The 21,025-nt window shown below is 37.0% G+C and carries 18 protein-coding genes, 1 pseudogene and 2 riboswitches; of the genes and pseudogenes, 12 read left to right on the top strand and 7 right to left on the bottom strand.

Annotated elements, in window-relative coordinates; all coding sequences use genetic code 11:
* Window positions 1-16: 16 nt before the first annotated feature.
* From ACZ11_RS09365 to ACZ11_RS09345, 5 genes are all read left to right on the top strand, one after another.
* Window positions 17-1,279 carry an MFS transporter gene (locus tag ACZ11_RS09365; RefSeq protein ID WP_049665530.1) on the top strand — a complete coding sequence of 421 codons (1,263 nt, stop codon included), beginning with the start codon at window positions 17-19 and terminating at the stop codon, window positions 1,277-1,279.
* Between the two features lie 1,114 nt (window positions 1,280-2,393).
* Window positions 2,394-3,863 carry an amidase family protein gene (locus tag ACZ11_RS09360; protein ID WP_049665528.1) on the top strand — a complete coding sequence of 490 codons (1,470 nt, stop codon included), beginning with the start codon at window positions 2,394-2,396 and terminating at the stop codon, window positions 3,861-3,863.
* A 106-nt stretch (window positions 3,864-3,969) separates the two neighbouring features.
* Window positions 3,970-4,287, top strand: a complete 318-nt coding sequence (locus ACZ11_RS09355; protein WP_049665527.1) for a hypothetical protein — start codon at window positions 3,970-3,972, stop codon at window positions 4,285-4,287.
* A 290-nt stretch (window positions 4,288-4,577) separates the two neighbouring features.
* Window positions 4,578-5,351, top strand: a complete 774-nt coding sequence (locus tag ACZ11_RS09350) for an SDR family NAD(P)-dependent oxidoreductase (RefSeq protein ID WP_049665525.1) — start codon at window positions 4,578-4,580, stop codon at window positions 5,349-5,351.
* 238 nt (window positions 5,352-5,589) lie between these two features.
* A riboswitch (cobalamin riboswitch) is annotated at window positions 5,590-5,773 on the top strand.
* Between the two features lie 245 nt (window positions 5,774-6,018).
* A complete protein-coding gene (locus ACZ11_RS09345; RefSeq protein WP_049665524.1) occupies window positions 6,019-6,783 on the top strand; it encodes a hypothetical protein in 765 nt (254 codons plus the stop codon).
* Window positions 6,784-6,795: 12 nt separating this feature from the next.
* On the opposite strand, the gene ACZ11_RS25735 is transcribed toward ACZ11_RS09345, so the two are convergent.
* Window positions 6,796-7,536 carry a hypothetical protein gene (locus ACZ11_RS25735; RefSeq protein ID WP_152911496.1) on the bottom strand — a complete coding sequence of 247 codons (741 nt, stop codon included), beginning with the start codon at window positions 7,534-7,536 and terminating at the stop codon, window positions 6,796-6,798.
* A gap of 297 nt (window positions 7,537-7,833) precedes the next feature.
* A complete protein-coding gene (locus tag ACZ11_RS09335; protein WP_049665521.1) occupies window positions 7,834-9,774 on the bottom strand; it encodes an elongation factor G in 1,941 nt (646 codons plus the stop codon).
* 76 nt (window positions 9,775-9,850) lie between these two features.
* Window positions 9,851-10,031: riboswitch (cobalamin riboswitch) on the top strand.
* A 62-nt stretch (window positions 10,032-10,093) separates the two neighbouring features.
* Here ACZ11_RS09335 and ACZ11_RS09330 point away from each other — a divergent pair.
* Both ACZ11_RS09330 and ACZ11_RS09325 read left to right on the top strand, forming a co-directional pair.
* Window positions 10,094-10,327 (top strand): annotated as a pseudogene (locus ACZ11_RS09330) (PfkB family carbohydrate kinase); the annotation flags it as partial.
* A 175-nt stretch (window positions 10,328-10,502) separates the two neighbouring features.
* On the top strand, window positions 10,503-12,491 hold the full coding sequence (locus ACZ11_RS09325) for a S9 family peptidase (protein ID WP_049665518.1): 1,989 nt from the start codon (window positions 10,503-10,505) through the stop codon (window positions 12,489-12,491).
* Window positions 12,492-12,603: 112 nt separating this feature from the next.
* Here ACZ11_RS09325 and ACZ11_RS09320 read toward each other — a convergent pair whose 3' ends face one another.
* The 4 genes from ACZ11_RS09320 to ACZ11_RS09305 form a co-directional block, all read right to left on the bottom strand.
* Window positions 12,604-13,146, bottom strand: a complete 543-nt coding sequence (locus ACZ11_RS09320) for a GNAT family N-acetyltransferase (protein WP_049665517.1) — start codon at window positions 13,144-13,146, stop codon at window positions 12,604-12,606.
* A 17-nt stretch (window positions 13,147-13,163) separates the two neighbouring features.
* Entirely contained in the window at window positions 13,164-13,541 is a 378-nt protein-coding gene (locus ACZ11_RS09315) for a hypothetical protein (RefSeq protein ID WP_049665515.1), read from the bottom strand.
* Between the two features lie 383 nt (window positions 13,542-13,924).
* A complete protein-coding gene (locus tag ACZ11_RS09310; RefSeq protein ID WP_049665513.1) occupies window positions 13,925-15,121 on the bottom strand; it encodes a class I SAM-dependent rRNA methyltransferase in 1,197 nt (398 codons plus the stop codon).
* 62 nt (window positions 15,122-15,183) lie between these two features.
* Window positions 15,184-16,101, bottom strand: coding sequence for an alpha/beta hydrolase (locus ACZ11_RS09305; protein ID WP_049665511.1), 918 nt, complete (start codon window positions 16,099-16,101; stop codon window positions 15,184-15,186).
* Between the two features lie 173 nt (window positions 16,102-16,274).
* On the opposite strand from ACZ11_RS09305, the gene ACZ11_RS09300 reads away from it, so the two are divergent.
* Window positions 16,275-16,751 (top strand): dihydrofolate reductase, encoded by a 477-nt coding sequence (locus ACZ11_RS09300; RefSeq protein WP_049665510.1) that lies wholly within the window; start codon window positions 16,275-16,277, stop codon window positions 16,749-16,751.
* A gap of 224 nt (window positions 16,752-16,975) precedes the next feature.
* Window positions 16,976-17,359, top strand: a complete 384-nt coding sequence (locus tag ACZ11_RS09295; protein WP_236690822.1) for a hypothetical protein — start codon at window positions 16,976-16,978, stop codon at window positions 17,357-17,359.
* Between the two features lie 217 nt (window positions 17,360-17,576).
* On the opposite strand, the gene trhA is transcribed toward ACZ11_RS09295, so the two are convergent.
* Window positions 17,577-18,212 (bottom strand): PAQR family membrane homeostasis protein TrhA, encoded by a 636-nt coding sequence (gene trhA, locus ACZ11_RS09290; RefSeq protein ID WP_049665508.1) that lies wholly within the window; start codon window positions 18,210-18,212, stop codon window positions 17,577-17,579.
* Between the two features lie 274 nt (window positions 18,213-18,486).
* On the opposite strand from trhA, the gene ACZ11_RS09285 reads away from it, so the two are divergent.
* The 3 genes from ACZ11_RS09285 to ACZ11_RS09275 all read left to right on the top strand — a co-directional run bounded on the left by ACZ11_RS09285 (window position 18,487) and on the right by ACZ11_RS09275 (window position 21,024).
* Window positions 18,487-19,329, top strand: a complete 843-nt coding sequence (locus tag ACZ11_RS09285; protein WP_049665506.1) for a DegV family protein — start codon at window positions 18,487-18,489, stop codon at window positions 19,327-19,329.
* 182 nt (window positions 19,330-19,511) lie between these two features.
* Window positions 19,512-20,444, top strand: a complete 933-nt coding sequence (locus ACZ11_RS09280; protein ID WP_236690821.1) for a GDSL-type esterase/lipase family protein — start codon at window positions 19,512-19,514, stop codon at window positions 20,442-20,444.
* 4 nt (window positions 20,445-20,448) lie between these two features.
* A complete protein-coding gene (locus ACZ11_RS09275) occupies window positions 20,449-21,024 on the top strand; it encodes a YpmS family protein (protein WP_049665504.1) in 576 nt (191 codons plus the stop codon).
* The last annotated feature ends 1 nt before the right edge of the window (window position 21,025 follow it).

The following is a 21,025-nucleotide window of genomic DNA, read 5'->3' as shown; positions in this document are numbered from 1 at the left end:
TATAAGGGGGTAAATAATGTCTAAAACAGTACTTGAATCTAATTTAAGTAAAGACATCGTTGAAAGTGATGAAAAAAAAGACAGTTATAAAGCCCTTTTTGCGATTAAAAATTATAGTTTGTTAATAGCTGGTCAGCTTGTTTCTGCAATCGGAGATGGTGTATATGCTTTAACATTAATATGGACAATGAAAGTTTTAACAGGCTCTGCTGTACTAATGTCTTTCGTATTAGCAGGAGAGATCATACCTACTATAATTTTTGGTATATTCGCAGGAGTATTGGTTGATAGAGGAAATCAAAAAAAATACATGCTTATAGCAGATATTTTTCGTGGACTTGTAATATTATCGATAGCTTTACTATTGATCGGGGGTTATTTAAGTCCATGGATGTTAATTGTTGCAACAATTATAACTTCTTCATTTAATGCCTTGTTCTCTCCTGCCAAAACAGTTGCAATTAGAAAAATTGTTCCAGAGCATTTGATGGCTCGTGCTCAGAGCCTTTCTGCAACAATTCAAACAATAGTTGGATTGTTAGCTCCAGCTATAGCAGGAGTTCTAATAGTTTATAGTCTTCCAACTGCATTTATATTTAACGCAGCAACATTTTTTATTTCTTTGATTTGTATTGCTTTCATTAAGCAAAAATCCTTGACAGAAAAATCTGAAACAAAATTAAATTTCAAAAACTTTTCTGTTGATTTAAAAACAGGACTAAAAACAATTATTGCTGTTCCCATATTAAGAGGCATGATAGTTTACTTAGTATTAATTAATTTTATGTTAGCCCCAGTCTCAATACTTTTCCCTATGTTTGTAAAAAACGCCTCTGAGTTAGCCATTGTACAAATTGCTTTCGCAATAGGAATACTAATTGGTTCTTTAACTATAAACTTCTTTAGTAAAACAAAAAAAATAATACCAATGATACTGGGTTTAATTTTATTATTAGGTGCATTTGCTACACTTGCTTTTGTAGAAAATATTGTGGTAGTAGCACTAATGGTATCAATTGCAGGTCTAGGAAGTATTTTTGCAAGCATTATCTTACAAACTCTATTTATGATTAAAGTGCCTAGAGAAGTCCTTGGTAGATCACAAAGTACGATGCGTGTATTACTAGAATCAAGTAAACCAATTTCTTTATTGTTAACCGGAACCCTTTTAGCGCATTTTTCAATTAGTAATCTATTTTTAGGAATCTCAATATTTGGAAGTATTATTGTTTTGCTTATGGTTTTAAATCCTGCGATAAGTAAAGAAAGCAATGAATAGTTCACAATTCTGTTTACGTGGCAACAAGAAAAGAATGGTTTTCTAAAATAGCCATAGTGTTTAGGTGCACCCATAAATCATCATCATTAGACTATCTTTCTTACGAATTCTCTCAATGAAAGGTAGCCTAATTTTTTTAATTCGGTCTTCAACGATGTCGCTTACGGAAATAGTGTTCCACCGACTTAAAAAGTATCGTTTATAAGTTGTAATGGAATCATTAATGTTTGTATTCTCCCAAATTGTCTATCATACTCTAAATCAATTCATTTAAGCTTGAGATAACCTTCAATTAGTACTCATATTTCATTTTTATTAATATATTTACTAAATCCAAGTATATTAAATTGATGGTTCCATTTCATAATAGCATAAAATTCTCCATGAAACTCCGATTGAAAATCTACATTTGCTCAGCGTTTTTACAATTCATCTATTTATTTTTCTTAACTAAATGAAATTATTTTTACATAAGTATGTGAACGATGTCGTGTTACAAAGGTATGTATGAAATTAAAAAGGACTTGTGTGATTTGTACATAAGAGGTACATGGCCTTAGATTAATGTGTCATTGCTAGGGCATCGAATTATTTATGCATTCTTCTTGCTTGAACAATTAATGAAATTCCTACAATACATAAACTCCCTGATAAAAAATGAAGGGTTATATTCCATCCTTCACTGACTTTTTGAAAATATTTGATATATAAAGACACGCCATATATGCACATTGTGATACCCCAAATGCCTCTAAGCATTTTTATATGATCCCCATCCCATCTTTTTAATTTTATTTGTAAAGAGAGTGTAGCACAGAAGATAATGATTTGGTAGTTAATTGGATAATCCGCAACAAATAGAATTACTTGTTATTTGCTAAATGCGAACAAATGAGAGCGTTCAAAGCATTATGTGTCTATGAGTTTATATGTATACACTCAAGCCATTAGATTGGGCTAATTGCAGAGCTTTGAGTTAGCGTACATGAGCATCCGTCACAAGCGTGCCTGAGAGGACTTTAAAATTAATGTTGAAACACTAATAGTTTGAATATTTTTTGGGATTAAATTGAATTTGTTGGTATAATTTTGAAAGAAGGGTAGGGGAACATGAATGGGGATAAGTTTTAATAGTTTTCTTAGAGAAGAAATGTCAGTTATAGATATTCAGGTAGCTATGGAACATGGTGAGATTACATCAAAAGAATTAACTATGTTTTATTTACACAGAATTGCTAAGCATGACCAAAGTGGACGGAAAATTAATTCAATGCTTGAAATTAATCCTGAAGCGATATTTATTGCTGAAGCATTAGATGAGGAAAGATTAACAAAAGGGGCTAGAGGACCTCTACACGGAATTCCGGTTGTTTTAAAAGACAATATCGAAACGAAAGATTTTATGCACACTAGTGCAGGCGTAATAGCATTAGAAAATTATTTAGCTAAGCAGGATTCATTTCTAGTAAAAAAGCTCCGTGAAGCAGGTGCTGTTATTTTAGGGAAAGCAAATATGACTGAATTAGCAAACGCTATGTCTAGTACGATGTGGGCGGGTTATAGTTCTCGAGGTGGACAAACACTAAATCCTTACGGCGATCCAGAACTTTTTGTGGGAGGATCCAGCTCTGGGTCGGCAGTAGCGGTGGCATCGAATTTTGCTGTTTTATCAATTGGAACGGAGACAGATGCCTCAATTTTAAGTCCGGCTATCACAAATTCAGTAGTCGGCATAAAACCGACTGTAGGGCTCATTAGTCGACAGGGCATTATTCCGTTTACATACTCTCAAGATACAGCAGGGCCAATGGCTAGAACAGTAACAGATGCAGCTATTTTATTGGGAGTATTAACAGGAGTAGATAAAGAAGATGTCGCTACATATAAAAGTAAAAGAAGGATACATCAAGATTACTCAATCTTTTTAGAAACTACAGGATTAAAGGGCGCAAGAATTGGAGTGTATAATAATGCCTCAAACGATTATTATGACTCGGGAGAATATGACGAAACACTTTTTAAAAATGCAATTCAAGTTTTAAGAGAGCAAGGAGCCGTTATTATTGAAGACATTGATATTCCTTCTTTCCATAGAGACTGGAAATGGGGAGTACCACAATATGAATTAAAGCATAGTTTAAATAATTTCCTTGTCAACCTACCTTCCCACATGCCTGTACATTCTATCTCTGAGTTAATCGAATTTAATAAACGTTCAAAAGGAAAGTCGTTAAAATATGGTCAGGATAAATTGGAATCGAGAGAGAAATTATCGAACACGTTAAGAGATTCTGACTATTTAAATGCTAAACTAGAGGATTTGTATTTTTCTCAAGAACAAGGAATCGATTATACATTAAAAAAATATGAATTAGATGCGATTATCTTTCCATCATATATAGGCTCGACAATTAGTGCAAAGGCTGGTTATCCGTCAATTGCCGTCCCAGCGGGGTATATGGAAAATGGGAGACCGTTTGGCATAACGTTCGCAGGAACTGCATTTAGTGAGGACGTACTAATAAAACTCGCATATTCATTTGAACAAGCAACTAAACTGCGAAAAGCTCCGAAGTTGTATTAGTTCTTCTGTGCAAATCTGAAACTAAACACCAATTAACATATGGTAAAATTTATTTAAAAGTAACAAGACCTTGTAAGACAATAAAACAAATAAAAGAATGATTTTAATGAACATCAAAGGTAAAGTACTAGCAAGTGTTTTAGCACTATCAATAGCAACTACAGGCGGCTATATTATGGGAATGCAAGAAGAAGAGAATACTGCAGATGCGGCAATATTCTTTAATAAAAGTGATTTAGGTTATCCAATGTTTTCGCACTTGTCAGAAATCCAAGCGTATTCTAACTGGGATAAAGTAAAACAAGGTAACCTATTTTTCTACGTTACAACATTTGACCAAGAAAGAACAGACCATGAAATGAATCTTAATTGGCTACCTAAAGATATAAAAATTTACGCAATTAAAGACATAAATTTAGATTAGATTACTGGTGAACAAAGGTCAGCAAGTTATACCAATGTTTGGTCGCCAGATGCTAAAAATGTAAATGGTAGTGATTTATCAAACATCAAAGATGGTGACCCGGTTATTCTCGTGTATGTTGGGTTTGATAACAAACTATTAGAAATCATTCATATAAATAAGGAGGATTATGAGAAAGCGATGAAAGGTCATAATCCTCAACCACCTGCGTGTAAATAAAGTACATTTAGACTGTCCTTCACAAATAAAGTAGGCAGAATATTAATGAATTTAAAAAGGAGGGGTATCATATGAGGTTTGAAAATAAGGTAGCTTTAATTACCGGCGGGACTTCAGGAATCGGATTAGCCGTTGCCCAAAGTTTAGCCCAAGAGGGATCGAAAGTAGTTATTGTAGGAAGAAATCAGAAAAAGGGAGAGGCAGCTTTACAAAGTCTAAAGCAAATACATTCCGATGTCATGTATTTATCTGTTGATGTAAGTAAATCAAATGAAGTAAAACAAATGGTCCATAAAACCGTATCAACTTTTGGTAAATTAGATTTTGCTTTTAATAATGCTGGAAATACTGAAGGTAAAACAGCACTCACTCATGAATTTAGCGAAGAGGATTTTGATAACATGATGGGTGCCACAATAAAAGGTGTTTGGCTTTGTATGAAATATGAGCTTCGAGCAATGTTAGAAAATGGAGGGGGTTCTATCGTAAATACGTCCTCGCTTGATGCTTTTTTATGCTCACCAGGTACTACCGCATATGCTACTGGTAAAAGTGGTATCATTACTCTAACAAAGTGTGTTGCCCATGAATACGGGAAGCAAGGAATAAGAGTTAATACTCTCACACCAGGTGCGATTAAAACTTCTATGATCGATAGTAAATTTGAAGGTTTATCAGCAGAAGAAGCAAAAAGGCTCGAAGATAAATATAATAATCTAAATACTTTGGGTAGAATAGGAACACCTAAAGAAGCAGCGGCAGTCGTGACATGGTTAATGTCTGATGAGGCGACTTATATAACTGGACAAAATATCATTGCTGATGGTGGGGTAAGTTTTGTTTAGTGAAAAAATCATAAAATTACCTCGCTAGCATCTTTATGTATTATAAATGCTTAAGAAATATCGGTCTTTTAATTATAAATCTGTTTGATCTATTATCTTAAATATCATACGTTCTTCAATTACCATGTAAGAAAGATGTTGGAATATATTGTGTTATTTGACTTTGGAAATACACTCATTTACAATTAATTTTAATAATCAATAAGGAATGTAGATTTACTAGATTCCTATGACAACTGAATAGCGTGGAGTAATAGGTGTAAATTGCGTGCAATTTACTTAAAAGGGAAGTCGGTGCAAATCCGACACTGTCCCGCAACTGTAAATGTGAGCGACTTTTCATAGACCACTGTTTAACGACGGGAAGGCGAAAAGTAGCGATGACCATAAGTCAGGATACCTGCCTATTATGAGTACACACCATAACCCTACGAGGAATAGGAGGTGGCATGTTGACAAAACAGAATGTTCTGTTCGTCGCTGCACGTCAAACGCCCAAGATAAGAGAAGGAATTTGCTGTCGAGCTAATTCTTTCATATTTGGGCATTGTTTGACAGTATATGATGAACGAAAAAGATAGAATGAAGGATTTCCTCGGTTAATGGGAAATCCTTTTTTTACTGATGACTTCCGTTTTGAAAATATGTACGAAAAGAGGATGAACGTATGACGAATATTCATGTATGTACAGCACAGCAATCGCAATATTTAGATATGAAAATTTGTAAGCAACCACGCACTGAAGTTACTAAGAAAGCTACAACAAGAATGGTTATAGAATCACTTGTTGATCAATTAATAGCTAGCAATCTTATTAGTAATGAACGATTATTTGAGCAAATTTTATATAACAAAGATATTATTTGGATTCAAAATGAAAATATTAATGGACATCTTTTTGCAAAGGCGGATATAACAGATCAGCTTAAAACAAAAACAAATAGTTTTATGATGTATATGCCAACAAATCCAATTGTGTATGAGGTGAATGGTGAGCATTATCATTTAATTACACGCATTGATTCGACTCGTGCAAAACCAAATTTAGAGCGACTTTCCCAAGCTTCTAAGCCAATATTAAGTGCTGCTCGGGTCAATGATTTACTGTGCTCGATAGTGATGCGCTTTTATGAAACATATATAGAGGATCTATCACAGGTAGCTGATAAAAACAAAGAACTGATCAATTTTGTAGAGCGAGAGTATCAACAATTTTTAGAAGCTGTGAAGGAACTAAATGATTATCATTTAAACTGGCACCCACGAGGTAACGGTCATGAGCTACTGCTAAAATTGATGGATAATTTACAACTTTTGAAAAGTCAACCTGGCAAGGTTTTAATTGATTTTTCTAATTCGCATAGTTACGTTGTTGTGGAGTCTCAATATCGTATGTTCAAACAGGCACAGAAAGCTGTACAAGCATTGTGAAATAAATTCGCGCTAGGTGAAGATGGATACCCGCGTATGGGTGGAATACTCGCGGAAGTAGAGTGAATACTCGCGGAAGGGGTTGGAATACTCGCGGAAGTAGAGTGGATACTCGCGGAAGAGAGTGGAATACTCGCGGAAGGGGTTGGAATACTCGCGGAAGGGGTTGGAATACTCGCGGAAGGGGTTGGAATACTCGCGGAAGGGGTTGGAATACTCGCGGAAGGGGTTGGAATACTCGCGGAAGGGGTTGGAATACTCGCGGAAGGGGTTGGAATACTCGCGGAAGGGGTTGGAATACTCGCGGAAGGGGTTGGAATACTCGCGGAAGGGGTTGGAATACTCGCGGAAGGGGTTGGAATACTCGCGGAAGGGGTTGGAATACTCGCGGAAGGGGTTGGAATACTCGCGGAAGGGGTTGGAATACTCGCGGAAGGGGTTGGAATACTCGCGGAAGGGGTTGGAATACTCGCGGAGGAGAGGCGAATACTCGCGGAAGCAAAGCGAATACTCGCGGAAGTAGAGCGAATACTCGCGGAAGAGAGTGGAATACTCGCGGAAGAGAGTGGAATACTCGCGGAAGTAGAGTGAATACTCGCGGAAGTAGAGTGAATACTCGCGGAGGTAGAGTGAATACTCGCGGAAGAGAACGAATACTCGCGGAAGTAGAGCGAATACTCGCGGAGGAGAGGCGAATACTCGCGGAAGAGAGTCGAATACTCGCGGAAGTAGAGCGAATACTCGCGGAAGCAAAGCGAATACTCGCGGAAGAGAACGAATACTCGCGGAAGTAGAGCGAATACTCGCGGAAGTAGAGTGAATACTCGCGGAAGAGAGTGAAATACTCGCGGAAGCAAAGCGAATACTCGCGGAAGAGAGTCGAATACTCGCGGAAGCAGAGCGAATACTCGCGGAAGTAGAGTGAATACTCGAGGAAGAGAGTGGAATACTCGCGCTAAGCTAGAAGTAACCCATGAAAGTATAGTAAATCCCCACGAAACATAAAAAACAGGATAATGAGAAAACAAATCATGTCCTGTTTTTATGAATTTAGTCAATACAATGCATCGCAGCTTGCGCTTCCTGCCATGGAACGGAGTAGCCCTTGCCTTTTGCACAAAAAATACTAGAGGATGTATATTCAGGATCGGCATTCTTGTCGTAGCCAATTTGCGTAATAATGTCTTCTTTATTGTGACACACATCATAGCCATCAAATTGTAGAGAAAGTACGCCCTTACCATTGGTATAGGCGGCAAAGGTTGTACTGTAGCTCATAAAAGTTGCGACGGGTGCTCGACCAGTTAAAATCGCATCATTTTCAGTTAAGGTTGGTGCGTCAAATGTTCCAGCGGCTTGTTGAATATCAGTCATCATGCGGCCGATAAAATCACTAGGAGCTTTAAGTTTAAAGCGGTAATACGGCTCTAGTAATACATTTTCTGCTTGCTCCAGCCCTTGCCGTAATGCACGGAATGCTGCTTCGCGGAAATCGCCACCATCTGTATGTTTGATATGTGCGCGTCCTGTTAAGAGAGTGAAGCGAATATCTGTCACAGGGAATCCAGTTAACAACCCATGATGATCGCGCTCGAATAGATGTTTTTCAATGAGTCGTTGATGCCCAACCGATAAATCATCCGCATGACAAGCATTGACGAATGTATTGCCAGTACCGCGTGTATTTGGCTCCATCAATAAATGGACTTCTGCATAATGCTTTAAAGGTTCGAAATGACCATAGCCTGTCACAGTTGTTGCTATCGTTTCCATATACAAAATCTGTGGTTCGCTAAATGAAATGTCTAGCGAGAAGCGTTTATGAAGTACTTCGATAAGAACTTCAAGTTGGATGACACCCATAATATGTACATGAATTTCTTGAAATTTTTCATGCCATAGTACACGTAATGACGGTTCTTCTGCTTCAAGTGTACGGAAGATTTTTAGAACTTCCTTTATATGCTGATCGCCTTCGTATTGTACTTTTGCCTGTAAAGTCGGTACTAACTCATAGGGCTGCGGGTTACCTGAATAACCAATGATATCGCCGATGTTTGCTTGGCTAATCCCTTTTACTGCGAAAATTTCCCCAGCTTCGACCTCTTGAGTTGTTACATAACGGCTACCATTGTATAGCCGAATCTCAGTCACTTTTTCTGTCACTTCACCAAATGAAAACTCATCACGCACGTGTAACGTTCCTTGCAATGCTTTGATAAAAGTTAAGCGTTGATGCCCATCGTGACGAATTTTAAACACCTCACCTTGAAATGGAGCTTTGTTATTATAATGTGTCTTTGTAAGTAGAGGGAGCTGTGCAAGGAATTCCTTTATTCCAATATCTTTTAAGGCAGAGCCAGTAAAACATAAAAAGGCTTTTTCCTGTTTAATCATCGTATGTAAATGAGTAAGGCAGCTAGAGCTATCCAACTTCTCATTAAGAAAAGCATCGAGAAGTTGTTCATCACGTTCAGCAAGCCACTCCATCATGTGATTTGAAACATAGTCCGAACGGAGCGGTTCATCTACGAATAGTACATCCTCAGAGCAATCCTTTTGAAGCTGTGCCATAACGGCTTCAACATCTGCCCCTTCACGGTCAATTTTGTTAATAAAGAAGAAGGTAGGGACGTGATATTGGCGTAAAAGTTGCCACACTGTTTCAGTATGACCTTGTAGTCCTTCAACTGCACTAACAATAATAATGGCATAATCCATAACTCGAATAGCACGTTCCATCTCTGGAGAAAAATCGACGTGTCCGGGTGTATCGATTAACGAATACGTATCATTTCCAATCGACATGCGACCTTGCTCCGCAAAAATCGTAATGCCTCGCTGACGCTCCAGTTCATGGTTATCTAGAAATGTATCCTGGTGATCCACTCGTCCACGGGCTTGAATGCTGTTTGTATGAAATAGTAACTGCTCAGAAAATGTTGTTTTTCCTGCATCCACATGAGCGAGTACCCCGATTGTTATATGCATAAAAAATCCTCGTTTCTATTAATTCATCTATCAATATTGTAACAGAATTGAGTTGAAAAATATTTCGAATAAAGTGTTTGTGCGCGAGTCTATCAATATTATTTGTATTAAAATAAATAAGATGAATTGGTGCAAATCTGTCGATGTCCCACAACTGTAAATGGAGAGTCTATACAGATGCCACTGTAGCTACGTTATGGGAAGGTGTAAAGCTGATGAATCCTAAGTCAGGATACTGCCGATATGAGTAAGACTGAAGAAAATATTCGCTCCGCTGTAGTTTATTGCTAGATAAAGGGGTTGGAACGTCGTTACATTTGGATCTAAAGGCTCTTTTTATATGAACCATGAAAAAAGTGGCTGGGTTCAAGCGTTGGGTGTTGAAACGATAGATACAACTGGAGCGGGAGATGCGTTTAATAGAGCTTTGGTAGTAGGACTATGCAGGGGAGAGTCACTTCGAAGTTCAATCGATTTTGCCACGAAAGTTGCTGCATATGTCGTTACTCAAATGGGTGCACAACCACTTATCTCAGATTCAATCTTGAAATAAATTATATCCGTAGCTCTTCGTATTATTGCGGAGCAGCTACGTTTTTTTAGAGGTAGCAAATTAACCGTATCCTCTCGGATGAAAAAACAATTTCTTCTTAAAAGAAGGAATAATACTTAGGGTGTCGAAATATTGTACAAAGTAATGAAATTTTCACACAAAGGGGCTATAAAATATGACATTGAAACAAGGGATAAAACCAGAAGATTTATTTCAGTTAAAATCGGTGGCAGATCCACAACTATCACCTGATGGAACAGAAGTTGTGTATGTAGAGACTCATATTGATGAGAAGAAAAAGGACTATGTGTCTAATTTATTTTACATAAACTTGAATGAAAAAAAACCTCGACAATGGACATTTGGTGAAGATAAAACGAGTTCACCTGTTTGGTCTCCTGATGGCAGTAAAATCGCGTTTGTGTCAACGAGAAATGGCAAGCCACAAATTTTTGTGCTTTCTAAAGCTGGTGGGGAAGCAAAACAAGTTACTAATTGTAAAAACGGTGCGACATCGCCTACTTGGTCTCCTTGTGGAGAGAAAATTGCCTTCTCTGTCAAGCTTGGTAAAGATGAAAACATTGATGATAAAGCTGAAAAGAATCAAAAAGAAGACAAAGAACTAAAACCACTTGAAATAGAAAAGATGAAATATAAATCAGATTCTGCTGGGTTTATTGATATGGAGCAATTTTCACAAATTGCAATTGTTCATCTTGAATCAGGAGAATTAGAGCTAGTTACGGAAGGGAAACATGATTTACAGCTTGGTAAATGGTCTCCAAACGGGAAATATCTTTCTTACATTGCTGACTTAACAGAGGATCTAGATTTTTCATTTATAAATGATATTTACTTATTGGATTTAGAAACGAAACATGGTCGCAAGCTTACGGAAGGAACAGGGGTGTTTTATCAAACATCATGGTCACCGAATAGCCGCTACATTGCTTATGTTGGAAGTGAAAGAGAATTTGAAAATGCGACACAAGCAAAGCTATGGATTTATGATTTGGAAAATAGCAATACGACATGTATAACAAGTGAATTTGACGCGCCAGTCGGTGATTTTGTCGTTGGTGATTTCCTTCAAGGTGTTGTGGCTCCGCGTGTACAATGGTTGGAGGATAATAAAAGTTTTTATTTCCAAGTGACAGATCACGGCAATACAGCTATTTATTTTGGTAATCTATCAGGAGAATTATATCCAGCAATAAATGATGATCAGTATGTATATGGTTTTTCACTTGATTATAAAAATGATAAAGCGGTAGTCGCAATTAGCACTACTACAAATCCTGGCGATCTATTTTCCGTGAATTTAAATACTGGTGAGAAAGAACAGCTTACTAAAGTTAATGAAGAATTTTTAAAGACGAGAGAATTGTCTGTTCCAGAAGCGGTTGAATATGAAGGTGCAGATGGCTGGAAAGTAAGCGGCTGGATGATGAAGCCGATTGGCTATGAAGAAGGGGAGAAATATCCACTTATTCTTGAAATCCACGGTGGTCCGCACGCTATGTATGCCAACACATATTTTAATGAATTCCAAATCCTAGCTGCACAAGGTTTTGCGGTTCTCTATACGAATCCTCGTGGAAGCCATGGATATGGTCAAAAATTTGTTGATGCAGTCCGTGGTGATTATGGCGGCAATGATTATAATGATTTAATGGCAGCAGTTGATTATGCATTGGAGCACTATGATTTTATTGATCAAGAACGTCTCGGTGTTACAGGTGGGAGTTATGGGGGCTTCATGACAAACTGGATTGTCGGACATACAAATCGCTTTAAAGCAGCTGTTACTCAACGTTGCATTTCTAACTGGATTAGCTTTTACGGCGTAAGTGATATCGGCTATTACTTCAATGACTGGCAAATCCTGGCGGGACTAGACGATATAGAAAAGCTATGGAATCATTCGCCACTGAAATATGTGGACAATGTGGAGACGCCGCTGTTAATTTTACACAGCGAAAAAGACTATCGCTGTCCGATTGAACAAGCAGAGCAATTATTTATCGCCTTGAAACATCGTAAAAAAGAAACAAAATTTGTTCGTTTCCCTGAAGCTAATCATGAGCTTTCAAGGAGCGGAAAACCAACGTTAAGAATCAATAGACTAGAATACATTAGAGATTGGTTTGTGGATTATCTATAAGAGCTATTTTGGTGGCTTAAGAATTCTTAAGCCACTTTTTATATTAATAGTTTGATGTAAAAGAAGTTACACAGTATGAAGGGGAGGAAGACCAAATTTATTAGAAACTAAGCTATTCGTTAATTACTCCATAATATACTAAATCCTCATATTTACCATCTTTAATGATATGTTCCTTTAAAATTCCTTCTTGTTTCATGCCTATCTTCTCCATTACTTTACCTGACGCAGGGTTTGATGAAAAATATCGGGCAAACACTTTATGCAGTTTCTTTTCTTCAAAAGCAAATTTTACAATTGACTGCGCCGCCTCCGTGGCATAGCCTTTTCCCCAATACTCCTCGCCAATCCAATAGGCTATTTCCCCTTGATTAAAATGTTTATTATTCGATAATGCAATTGCTCCATATAATTCTCCAGTTTCCTTATCTGTAACTGCAAACTCGTATGAAATATCCTCTGTAAAATTATCGTAATGATGTTCCATCCATGATAATGCATCATTTAAACTATATGGGAAAGGTAGGTACATGGTGCTTTTATAAATATTATAGTTATTACAAAGCTTCGCAACTGTTCCTGCATCAGATGTTTGAAATAATCTAAGAACGAGTCTTTCTGTAGTAATCATTAACTTTTCACGAACATATCCCATTCAATCATCTCCAATTATCAATATTTTCTAAATTGAAACATCACTATAACGTGTGGTTGATTTCCGTTCCGACTGGGCGCTTTGTTGTTGCTGTCGCTACGCTTTCGCACAGATAAAACAATTGTAGCTGTCGCTTTGCTTTCGCACAGATAAAACAATTGCTGGCGCTTCGCTTTCGCACAGAGCAGAGCTTCCTGGGGGCGTCCGATGAGCCGCTTTTGTTGTTGCTGTCGCTTTGCTTTCACACAGATAAAACATTTGTAGCTGTCGCTTTGCTTTCGCACAGATAAAACATTTGTAGCTGTCGCTTTGCTTTCGCACAGATAAAACATTTGTAGCTGTCGCTTTGCTTTCGCACAGATAAAACATTTGTTGCTGTCGCTTCGCTTTCGCACAGAAAACATCCACTTCGCTGCAGGGTCTCGGGCCAACAGATGTTAATTGCGCGAAAGTGTAGTGCTAACGAAGCGGCAGCAAAAGGGTTTCATTCTGTGCGAAAGCGTAGTACAACTTAGCGACAGCAACAGCACGATGTTGGTCACGAAGGCGTTATCACAGGACGTGATGGTTTTAGCCTTCGTTACTATATTGCTAATCCCCAAGGAGTCGCCCAGTCTCCACTCAACTTGTACATTTGAGAATATCATCCCAAATTTTAGGGGGATAGTTTGATTGTATAACAAATAGAAAATTCGAACAATTACACAGAAGGTATTATCAAAATGTTTTCCCGAACAAAAAGACAGAATCACATGAAGGTGATTCTGTCTAGGTTCATTTAGTTGAGTTTTTTAATAAATACAACCTTTAAGTAATTGAATTCTGGATATTCACGTGTGGCACGGAAATCCTTTGGTAAGCTGTGTTCTTCAACAATTTTATAGGCTGTTTTGCTTTCTTTAAATGCTTGGTCAATAAAGCTCTTGAACTTTTTCATTCCAAAGCTTGCATTGTTCGTTGATGCAACAATAATACCGTTTTTCTCGGTAATGGCAATTGTATCTACGAGTAATTTAGGATAGTCCTTCGCTGTTGAGAACGTTCTTTCCTTCGTACGTGCAAAACTAGGTGGATCTAAAACGACAAGGTCAAATTTTAAATTATGGCGCTGAGCATATTTAAAATAGTTAAAGACATCCATTACTTTAATGTCCTGTGATTCGTAGTCGATGTTATTGACGCTGAATTGCTCAATTGTTTTGGCTAAACTACGCTTTGCAACATCTACACTTGTAGTTTTTACTGCTCCTCCAAGTGAAGCCGCAACAGAAAACGCTCCCGTATATGAAAACGTATTTAGCATATTTTGACCGTCCGAATAACGTTCACGAATGGCAAGTCTCACATCTCGTTGATCAAGGAAAATACCTGTCATTGCTCCATCGTTTAAATTGACAGCGTATTTCATATTATTTTCCGTTACGATAATCGGAAATTCGCCTGGCGTTCCCATTACGAAATCGTCCTGTTCAATATACTGTCCTTTTGTATCGAAACGTTTTTTCTCATAAATGGCTTTGTAGTTTACAGTCTCTGCAAGTGCTTCATATACCGTTTCTTTAAATGCATAAATGCCTGCGCTATACCAGTTCACCATATAGTAAGAATCGTAAAAGTCAATTGTTAAACCGCCAATACCATCACCCTCGCCATTAAAGATACGAAAGGCTGTTGTGTGAGGATTATTGAAAAATGCTTCGCGATTTTGAATGGCCTTTTTAAATTTTTTCATAAAAAAAGCTTTGTCTATTTTTTCGTTTGTATCGGTTGTTAGCACCCAACCAATCCCTTTGTTTTGTAGGCCGTAGTATCCTGTGCCAATAAAACGGTTATAATTATCCGTAAGTCTCAGAAGTGCGCCTTCTTCTTTTGGAAGATGGCGTGCATCAACTGCATCTTTCGAAATGAGAGGATAGCCTTTTTTTAATTGATTAGAATAAGGGTTGTTAATTTGTAAAGCAATAGTTTGTGTCATGTTGTCATCCTTTAAAATACATTTTGCTCTATTATCGCACTATTTTATGGTGATAGACAAACTTATTTCACAAAATCAGCAATTTTTTCTACCGTTTCAATAGTCGCTTGTTCGAAAAAATTCATTTTACTAAAGTAGCTATGGATTAAACCAGTCATATTTACATGTTCAACAGTCACTCCGGTATCTGTAAGCTTTTGTGCGTATGCAAGTCCTTCATCGTAGAGGACATCTGCCTCTGCAGCAATAATTATTGTTTTTGGTAAAACACTTAAGTCCTCAATCTGAAGTGGGGAAACAAGTGGATCCATATAGTTTTCTTTTTCAGTGTAATGACCTGCAAACCACTGCATTCCTTGTTTGTCTAAGCCGTAATGTTTGCCGTAAGCATTGTAAGAAGCTGTTGTAAAATCAACATTGACTACAGGATAAATAAGTGCCTGTGCTTTAATTGCTGGTCCATTTAATGTTGCAGCTAAGTAGGCAACAACCGTTGCTAAGTTTCCGCCAGCGCTATCACCAGCTATTGTAAGGTTTGCTGCATCTCCGCCAAAATTTCCGATGTTTTCGTAAACCCACACTAAAGCGTCATAGGCATCGTAGAGCGGTGTAGGGAATGCGTATTCTGGTGCTAGGCGATAATCAACCGATACAACTATTGCTTGCGCTTTTTCTGCTAATAGCTGACAGCCCGCATCCGTAGATTCTAAATCTCCAAAAACCCAACCGCCCCCATGGTAATAAACAATGACAGGAAGTCGTTTGTCTAAAACAGGTCTATAAATGCGCACATTAATTTGTGCTCCATCGCGCACTAATATTTTTCTATCTTCAATTGCCGCAAGTTGTGGGCTATGCGGTGACATCCATTTTGGCATTAATCGTATAGCTCTCGCTTCTTGTGGTGTTAAATCATAATACTGTTTCGTAGAATCACTTACTTTTATATAACGGATCGCTTCATTTCTTAATTTTGTCATTATCATCAATCCTTTTTAGTTACTTTTGTTAATCTTATTATAAACTATTCTTATAAAAATACTAGGATTTAATATTGGAAAAGAAAATTTTTTAATTTCATATCAGAATTAATCTGATTGCAAAGTAAAATTATGTTTATAATATAATGAACGATAGTATTTGGAGGGACAATATGATTTCTTTAATTGTGGCACATGATAATAATTTTGTAATTGGCTATGAAAATGGCATGCCGTGGCATTTGCCTGGGGATTTAAAATATTTTAAGGATAAAACGATGGGGAAGCCAATGATTATGGGGCGTAAAACATTTGAATCCATCGGTAGACCGCTTCCAGGTCGACGTAATATCGTAATTACGCGTGATGAAAATTATCAGGCGGATGGGATTGAAGTGGTGACAAGCTTAGAGGGTGCCCTCGCCCTTGCTGGAGATGTTCCAGAAATTATGATTATTGGTGGCGAGCAAATTTTCCGCCTATCTATGGATATTGCAGATCGCTTGTATATTACAAAAATCAATCATTCGTTTAATGGGGATACATACTTCCCGAAATATGAGCAGGATTTTGGACAAGTATCCTCAGAGGAGCCAGAAACAGCACCAGAGGGTTACACATTCCAATATCAGATTTTTGAACGTAAATAATCAGGTCTATGCGGTTAGTGTGAGCACATCGATTTTCATATCGTTAATAGGATTGTTGATATACTAACGCTTACAAAGGTTTTTTGGTTCAAATCAATAATTAATATTACAAAGCATTTAACAGATTTAAAGCATCGGCATCTTGCTGGTGCTTTTTTTCTGGCATTAATTCCAGATAATAATTTTATGTCGTTGATGGAGAAGAATTTAGGATTAAAAAAATCATGGACTTATATAATAATAAGGATACTAAAGAAGTATTAAAAAATAATCAAAATGAATTAAATTTCAAAAACACGGAAGTACTAGGAAAACTTCCGAAAATGGCTAGTAGCGATCCAGACTTTTTAGAGTGGATTGCTTTAGTAGGACAATTAAAAAAATATATGCATCTCAGTTATAGTAATACACGAATACAAAATATCATTAAGAGAATGGATGTAAAAAAAGGTGAAGACTTTAATGACGAAGATGAATTTTTAGATAAACTTTGGGACATTAGAATGTCACCCGAGGAATCAAAAAAATATAACCTATATCCTATTGATCAAGAAGTCCTTAACTTTATGGAAAAGGCATATATACATTATCTCGATAATAAATCGTAGGTATTTGAACACAATTGTTCATGTGGAGGGAAAGATGGGAACAGATATATTAATTTATTTGGGTACTAAGCTAAAGGGTTCCATACCTCAAGAAAGAGGTACGGTTATTCTATGAACGGATATGAGGTTGAGGAATATTAATATTAAAAGGAAATACCTTATAACAAAAAAATCGCTCTTAAGTATAAGAGAGCGATTTTTTTTGCTAATAAATATTTTACAAGTAAAAATAAACACAAGCATACATCGAGCCACAACCTGCTAACACAAATAGATGCCAAATCGTATGATTGTAAGGAAGTGAGCGCCATGCGTAAAAGATAGCTCCAATCGTATAGAAAAGCCCTCCTGCTAACAGTAAAGCAAAACCATGAAAACCTAGGAAAAGATAGATAGGCTTAACGGCAAAAATAATTAACCAGCCCATACCGATGTAAAAAATTAAAGAAAGCTTCTCGAATCGATTAATAAAAAAACATTTAAAAATAACGCCTAGTATGGCAAGTGACCAAATAATACATAATAAAGTAATACCTAGCGTGCCACCAATTGCGATTAAAAGAAAAGGTGTATACGTTCCTGCGATTAAAATATAAATAGAAGAATGATCAAGAATAGCGAAAAAGTGTTTGTATTTTTCTGGCATACTATGTAGTAGCGTTGACATTAAAAATAAAACGATCACAGAGGCCCCAAAAATAGAAAACGTTGTAATTTGGATTGCACTCCCGGTTTGTACAGCTGCTAATATAAGAACAACTAATGCTGGAATACTTGCGATAAATCCAATGCCATGTGTAATGGCATTCCACAATTCTTCCTTCCATGTTTTGTAGTCAAAAGAATCCATCATATCGAACACTCCTTTCGTGTATACATTTACTATACCCCAATAATTTTCATCCTGGTATTTACATTTGTCATGTTTTCGACATCAAAAGTGTCATATAAATACTTCTGTGCTTGGAGGACTTTGTTAGACAAGGACTCAACAAAGCGCTATAGTATCCAAGGTAGCGGTTTCAAAATGGACTGAAATGAATGAAACCTAATGACAAATGTCATGTTTACATAATGATTCATTAGTCTATATAATAAATTTTAATGAAGTAAAAGGATGTGTCGAAGTGGGACGAATTCATATAATAACGGACTCAACTTGTGATTTAACAAAAGAAGAAGTAGCAAAGCACGGTATACATATTGTGCCTCTAACAATTCAAATTGATGATAAAACTTATATAGATGGTGTTGATTTAGAGCCACAACCTTTTTTAGGTTTAATGAAAAATGCTAAAAATTTACCGAAAAGCTCGCAGCCTGCACCGGGAAAATTTAAAGAATTATACGACGAGCTAGGTAAAGATGGCGATCAAATTATTTCAATTCATATGACAGGTAGTATGAGCGGAACAGTGGAATCAGCTCGTCAGGCAGCGCAAATGTCAGACTCCGATGTAACTGTGATCGATTCACGTTTTATTACCACAGGTCTAGCTATTCAAATTAGAGAGGCTATTAAAATGCGCGATGCAGGTGCTACTGTCGAGGAAATTGTTGCGCGTCTAGAGGAAGTGCGCGAAAATACGTATTTATATGTTATTGTCGACACACTTGAAAATTTAATTAAAGGCGGACGAATTGGGAAAGGTACAGGTTTTATCGGTTCATTGCTGAACATAAAAGTTATTGCAAACTTAGAAGGTGGCGCATACAACCCCGTATCCAAAGTACGTAGCCATAAACAGGTTGTGAACTACTTATTTAAACAATTCCAAGCTGATACTGCTGGGAAAACAGTAAAAACAGTTGGAATTTCTCACGCCGATGGTCTAACAACGATGGGTGGACCTTTAAAAGAATTAATTGAGGGAACAGGTTTTAATGATGTAGAGATTAACTTTACTTCACCAATCATCTCGACACATACTGGCCCAGGTGCAATCGGTTTTATTTATTTTGCAGAATAATATAAGAGAGCTACTACATAAATAATTGTAGTGGCTTTTTATTATTGAAAAGTGCAATGCCTATTTTTACGAAAAAATCATTGAATACACACATTTTTGCCAATACCTAGCTATAGTCACTTTTCATTGCAGCATGAACTATTCTATAATAAAAGAAACAGCAAATGATGGAAGGTGGTCAAATGAGTATTTGGCGCATGATAGTTTTGTCATGTTTGACCGTCTTAGTACTAAGTGGTTGTGTTATATCAATAGATGAACCGAATCCGCAAGCAGAACCAGAAGGGGAGCACGCAGGGACGGAGCAAGATATGAAACAGGATGAGCAACAAACAGAAAATGAGGAAAAATCCTCAAAGAATGTATTGACGCAAATTTTTGAACATTTTTTTGAGCCTTCACCAGAGGATTTACGGAAAATTGATGATGAAAGCGCAAAGCAACTACAGTACCTAGCACTTGGTGATTCTTTAACAGCCGGTGTCGGTGATGAGTATAATAAAGACGGTTTTGTTGGAAGATTATCAGATTCATTGGTAGCTTGGCCCTCGATTTCTGATGTTGAAGTCGATAATCGAGGCAAAAGAGGAAGACGTAGTGATCAGCTATTAAAATTAGTGGAAAAAGGGCATTATGATGAAGAGTTGCAAAAAGCACAGCTCATTTCAATTACAATGGGTGGAAATGATGTCATGAAGATTGTCAGACAAGATCTGTTTAATTTGAAACGAAATGCTTTTGATAAGGAATTGAAGGCCTATAAGAAACGTTATAGTAAAATTGTTGACGGCATACGAGAAAAAAATCCAACTGTGCCTTTATTACTTATCGGCTTTTATAATCCATTCTCAATCGTGACAAATGAAGCGAATGAATTTGATACGATTATTACGGAGTGGAATAAAGTCATAGAAGACATAGCAAAGAAAGATACTAATGCTTGTTATGTATCAGTGGAGGACTTGTTTGATTCAAATAAAGAACTCGTTTATCATACGGATTTCTTCCACCCAAATGCAAAAGGCTATGATAAAATGACAGAACGAATTAAAAAAGCAATGGAGAAATGTAACATGGAACAAAAGATTAACAAGGAAATAGGCCTCGAGGAGTGACGAAATGAATAAATGGAAATTTGCATTTTTTGCCTTAGCGGGCACAGTGCTTTTTGCAATCCTCCTCGTCGTTTTTTTAGCAACTAGACCAGTAGATGGAGTAAATTTTGCGGAGAGTTCAAAAGATGAAAGCGAAGTAAAGGGAAATGTCCTCGTTGTTCAAACAACAACGAAGGAATTAGAATCAATATCAAAGAAGTATTTTAAGGATGCGGGGTCACCATTACCGTTGGACTTTACGATTGGTGATGATATTAAATTAAGCAGTACATTAAAGGTGTTCTATACAGAAATTCCGATTTCTATGAATTTCGATCCTATTGTGGATGAGAAAGGTAATATCATTTTAAAGCAGACTGGAATGAATGTAGGGCTCTTAAATATTCCACCAGAGACGACTATGAAAATTATGCGAGACACGGTGGATTTCCCTTCGTGGATTACAATTAATCCGAATAAGGCAGAAATCTATATTGACTTATCGCGCATTAACATTGCTTCTGGATCTCGTATTAAAGCAAAGGAATTAGACTTACCAAAGGATAAGATTCTACTTGAACTTATTGTTCCTGGTGAATAAG

Origin of the sequence: Lysinibacillus xylanilyticus (genome assembly GCF_001183605.1) — a bacterium.
GTDB lineage: Bacteria > Bacillota > Bacilli > Bacillales_A > Planococcaceae > Lysinibacillus > Lysinibacillus xylanilyticus.
This window is presented reverse-complemented; position numbering and strand designations above follow the sequence as displayed.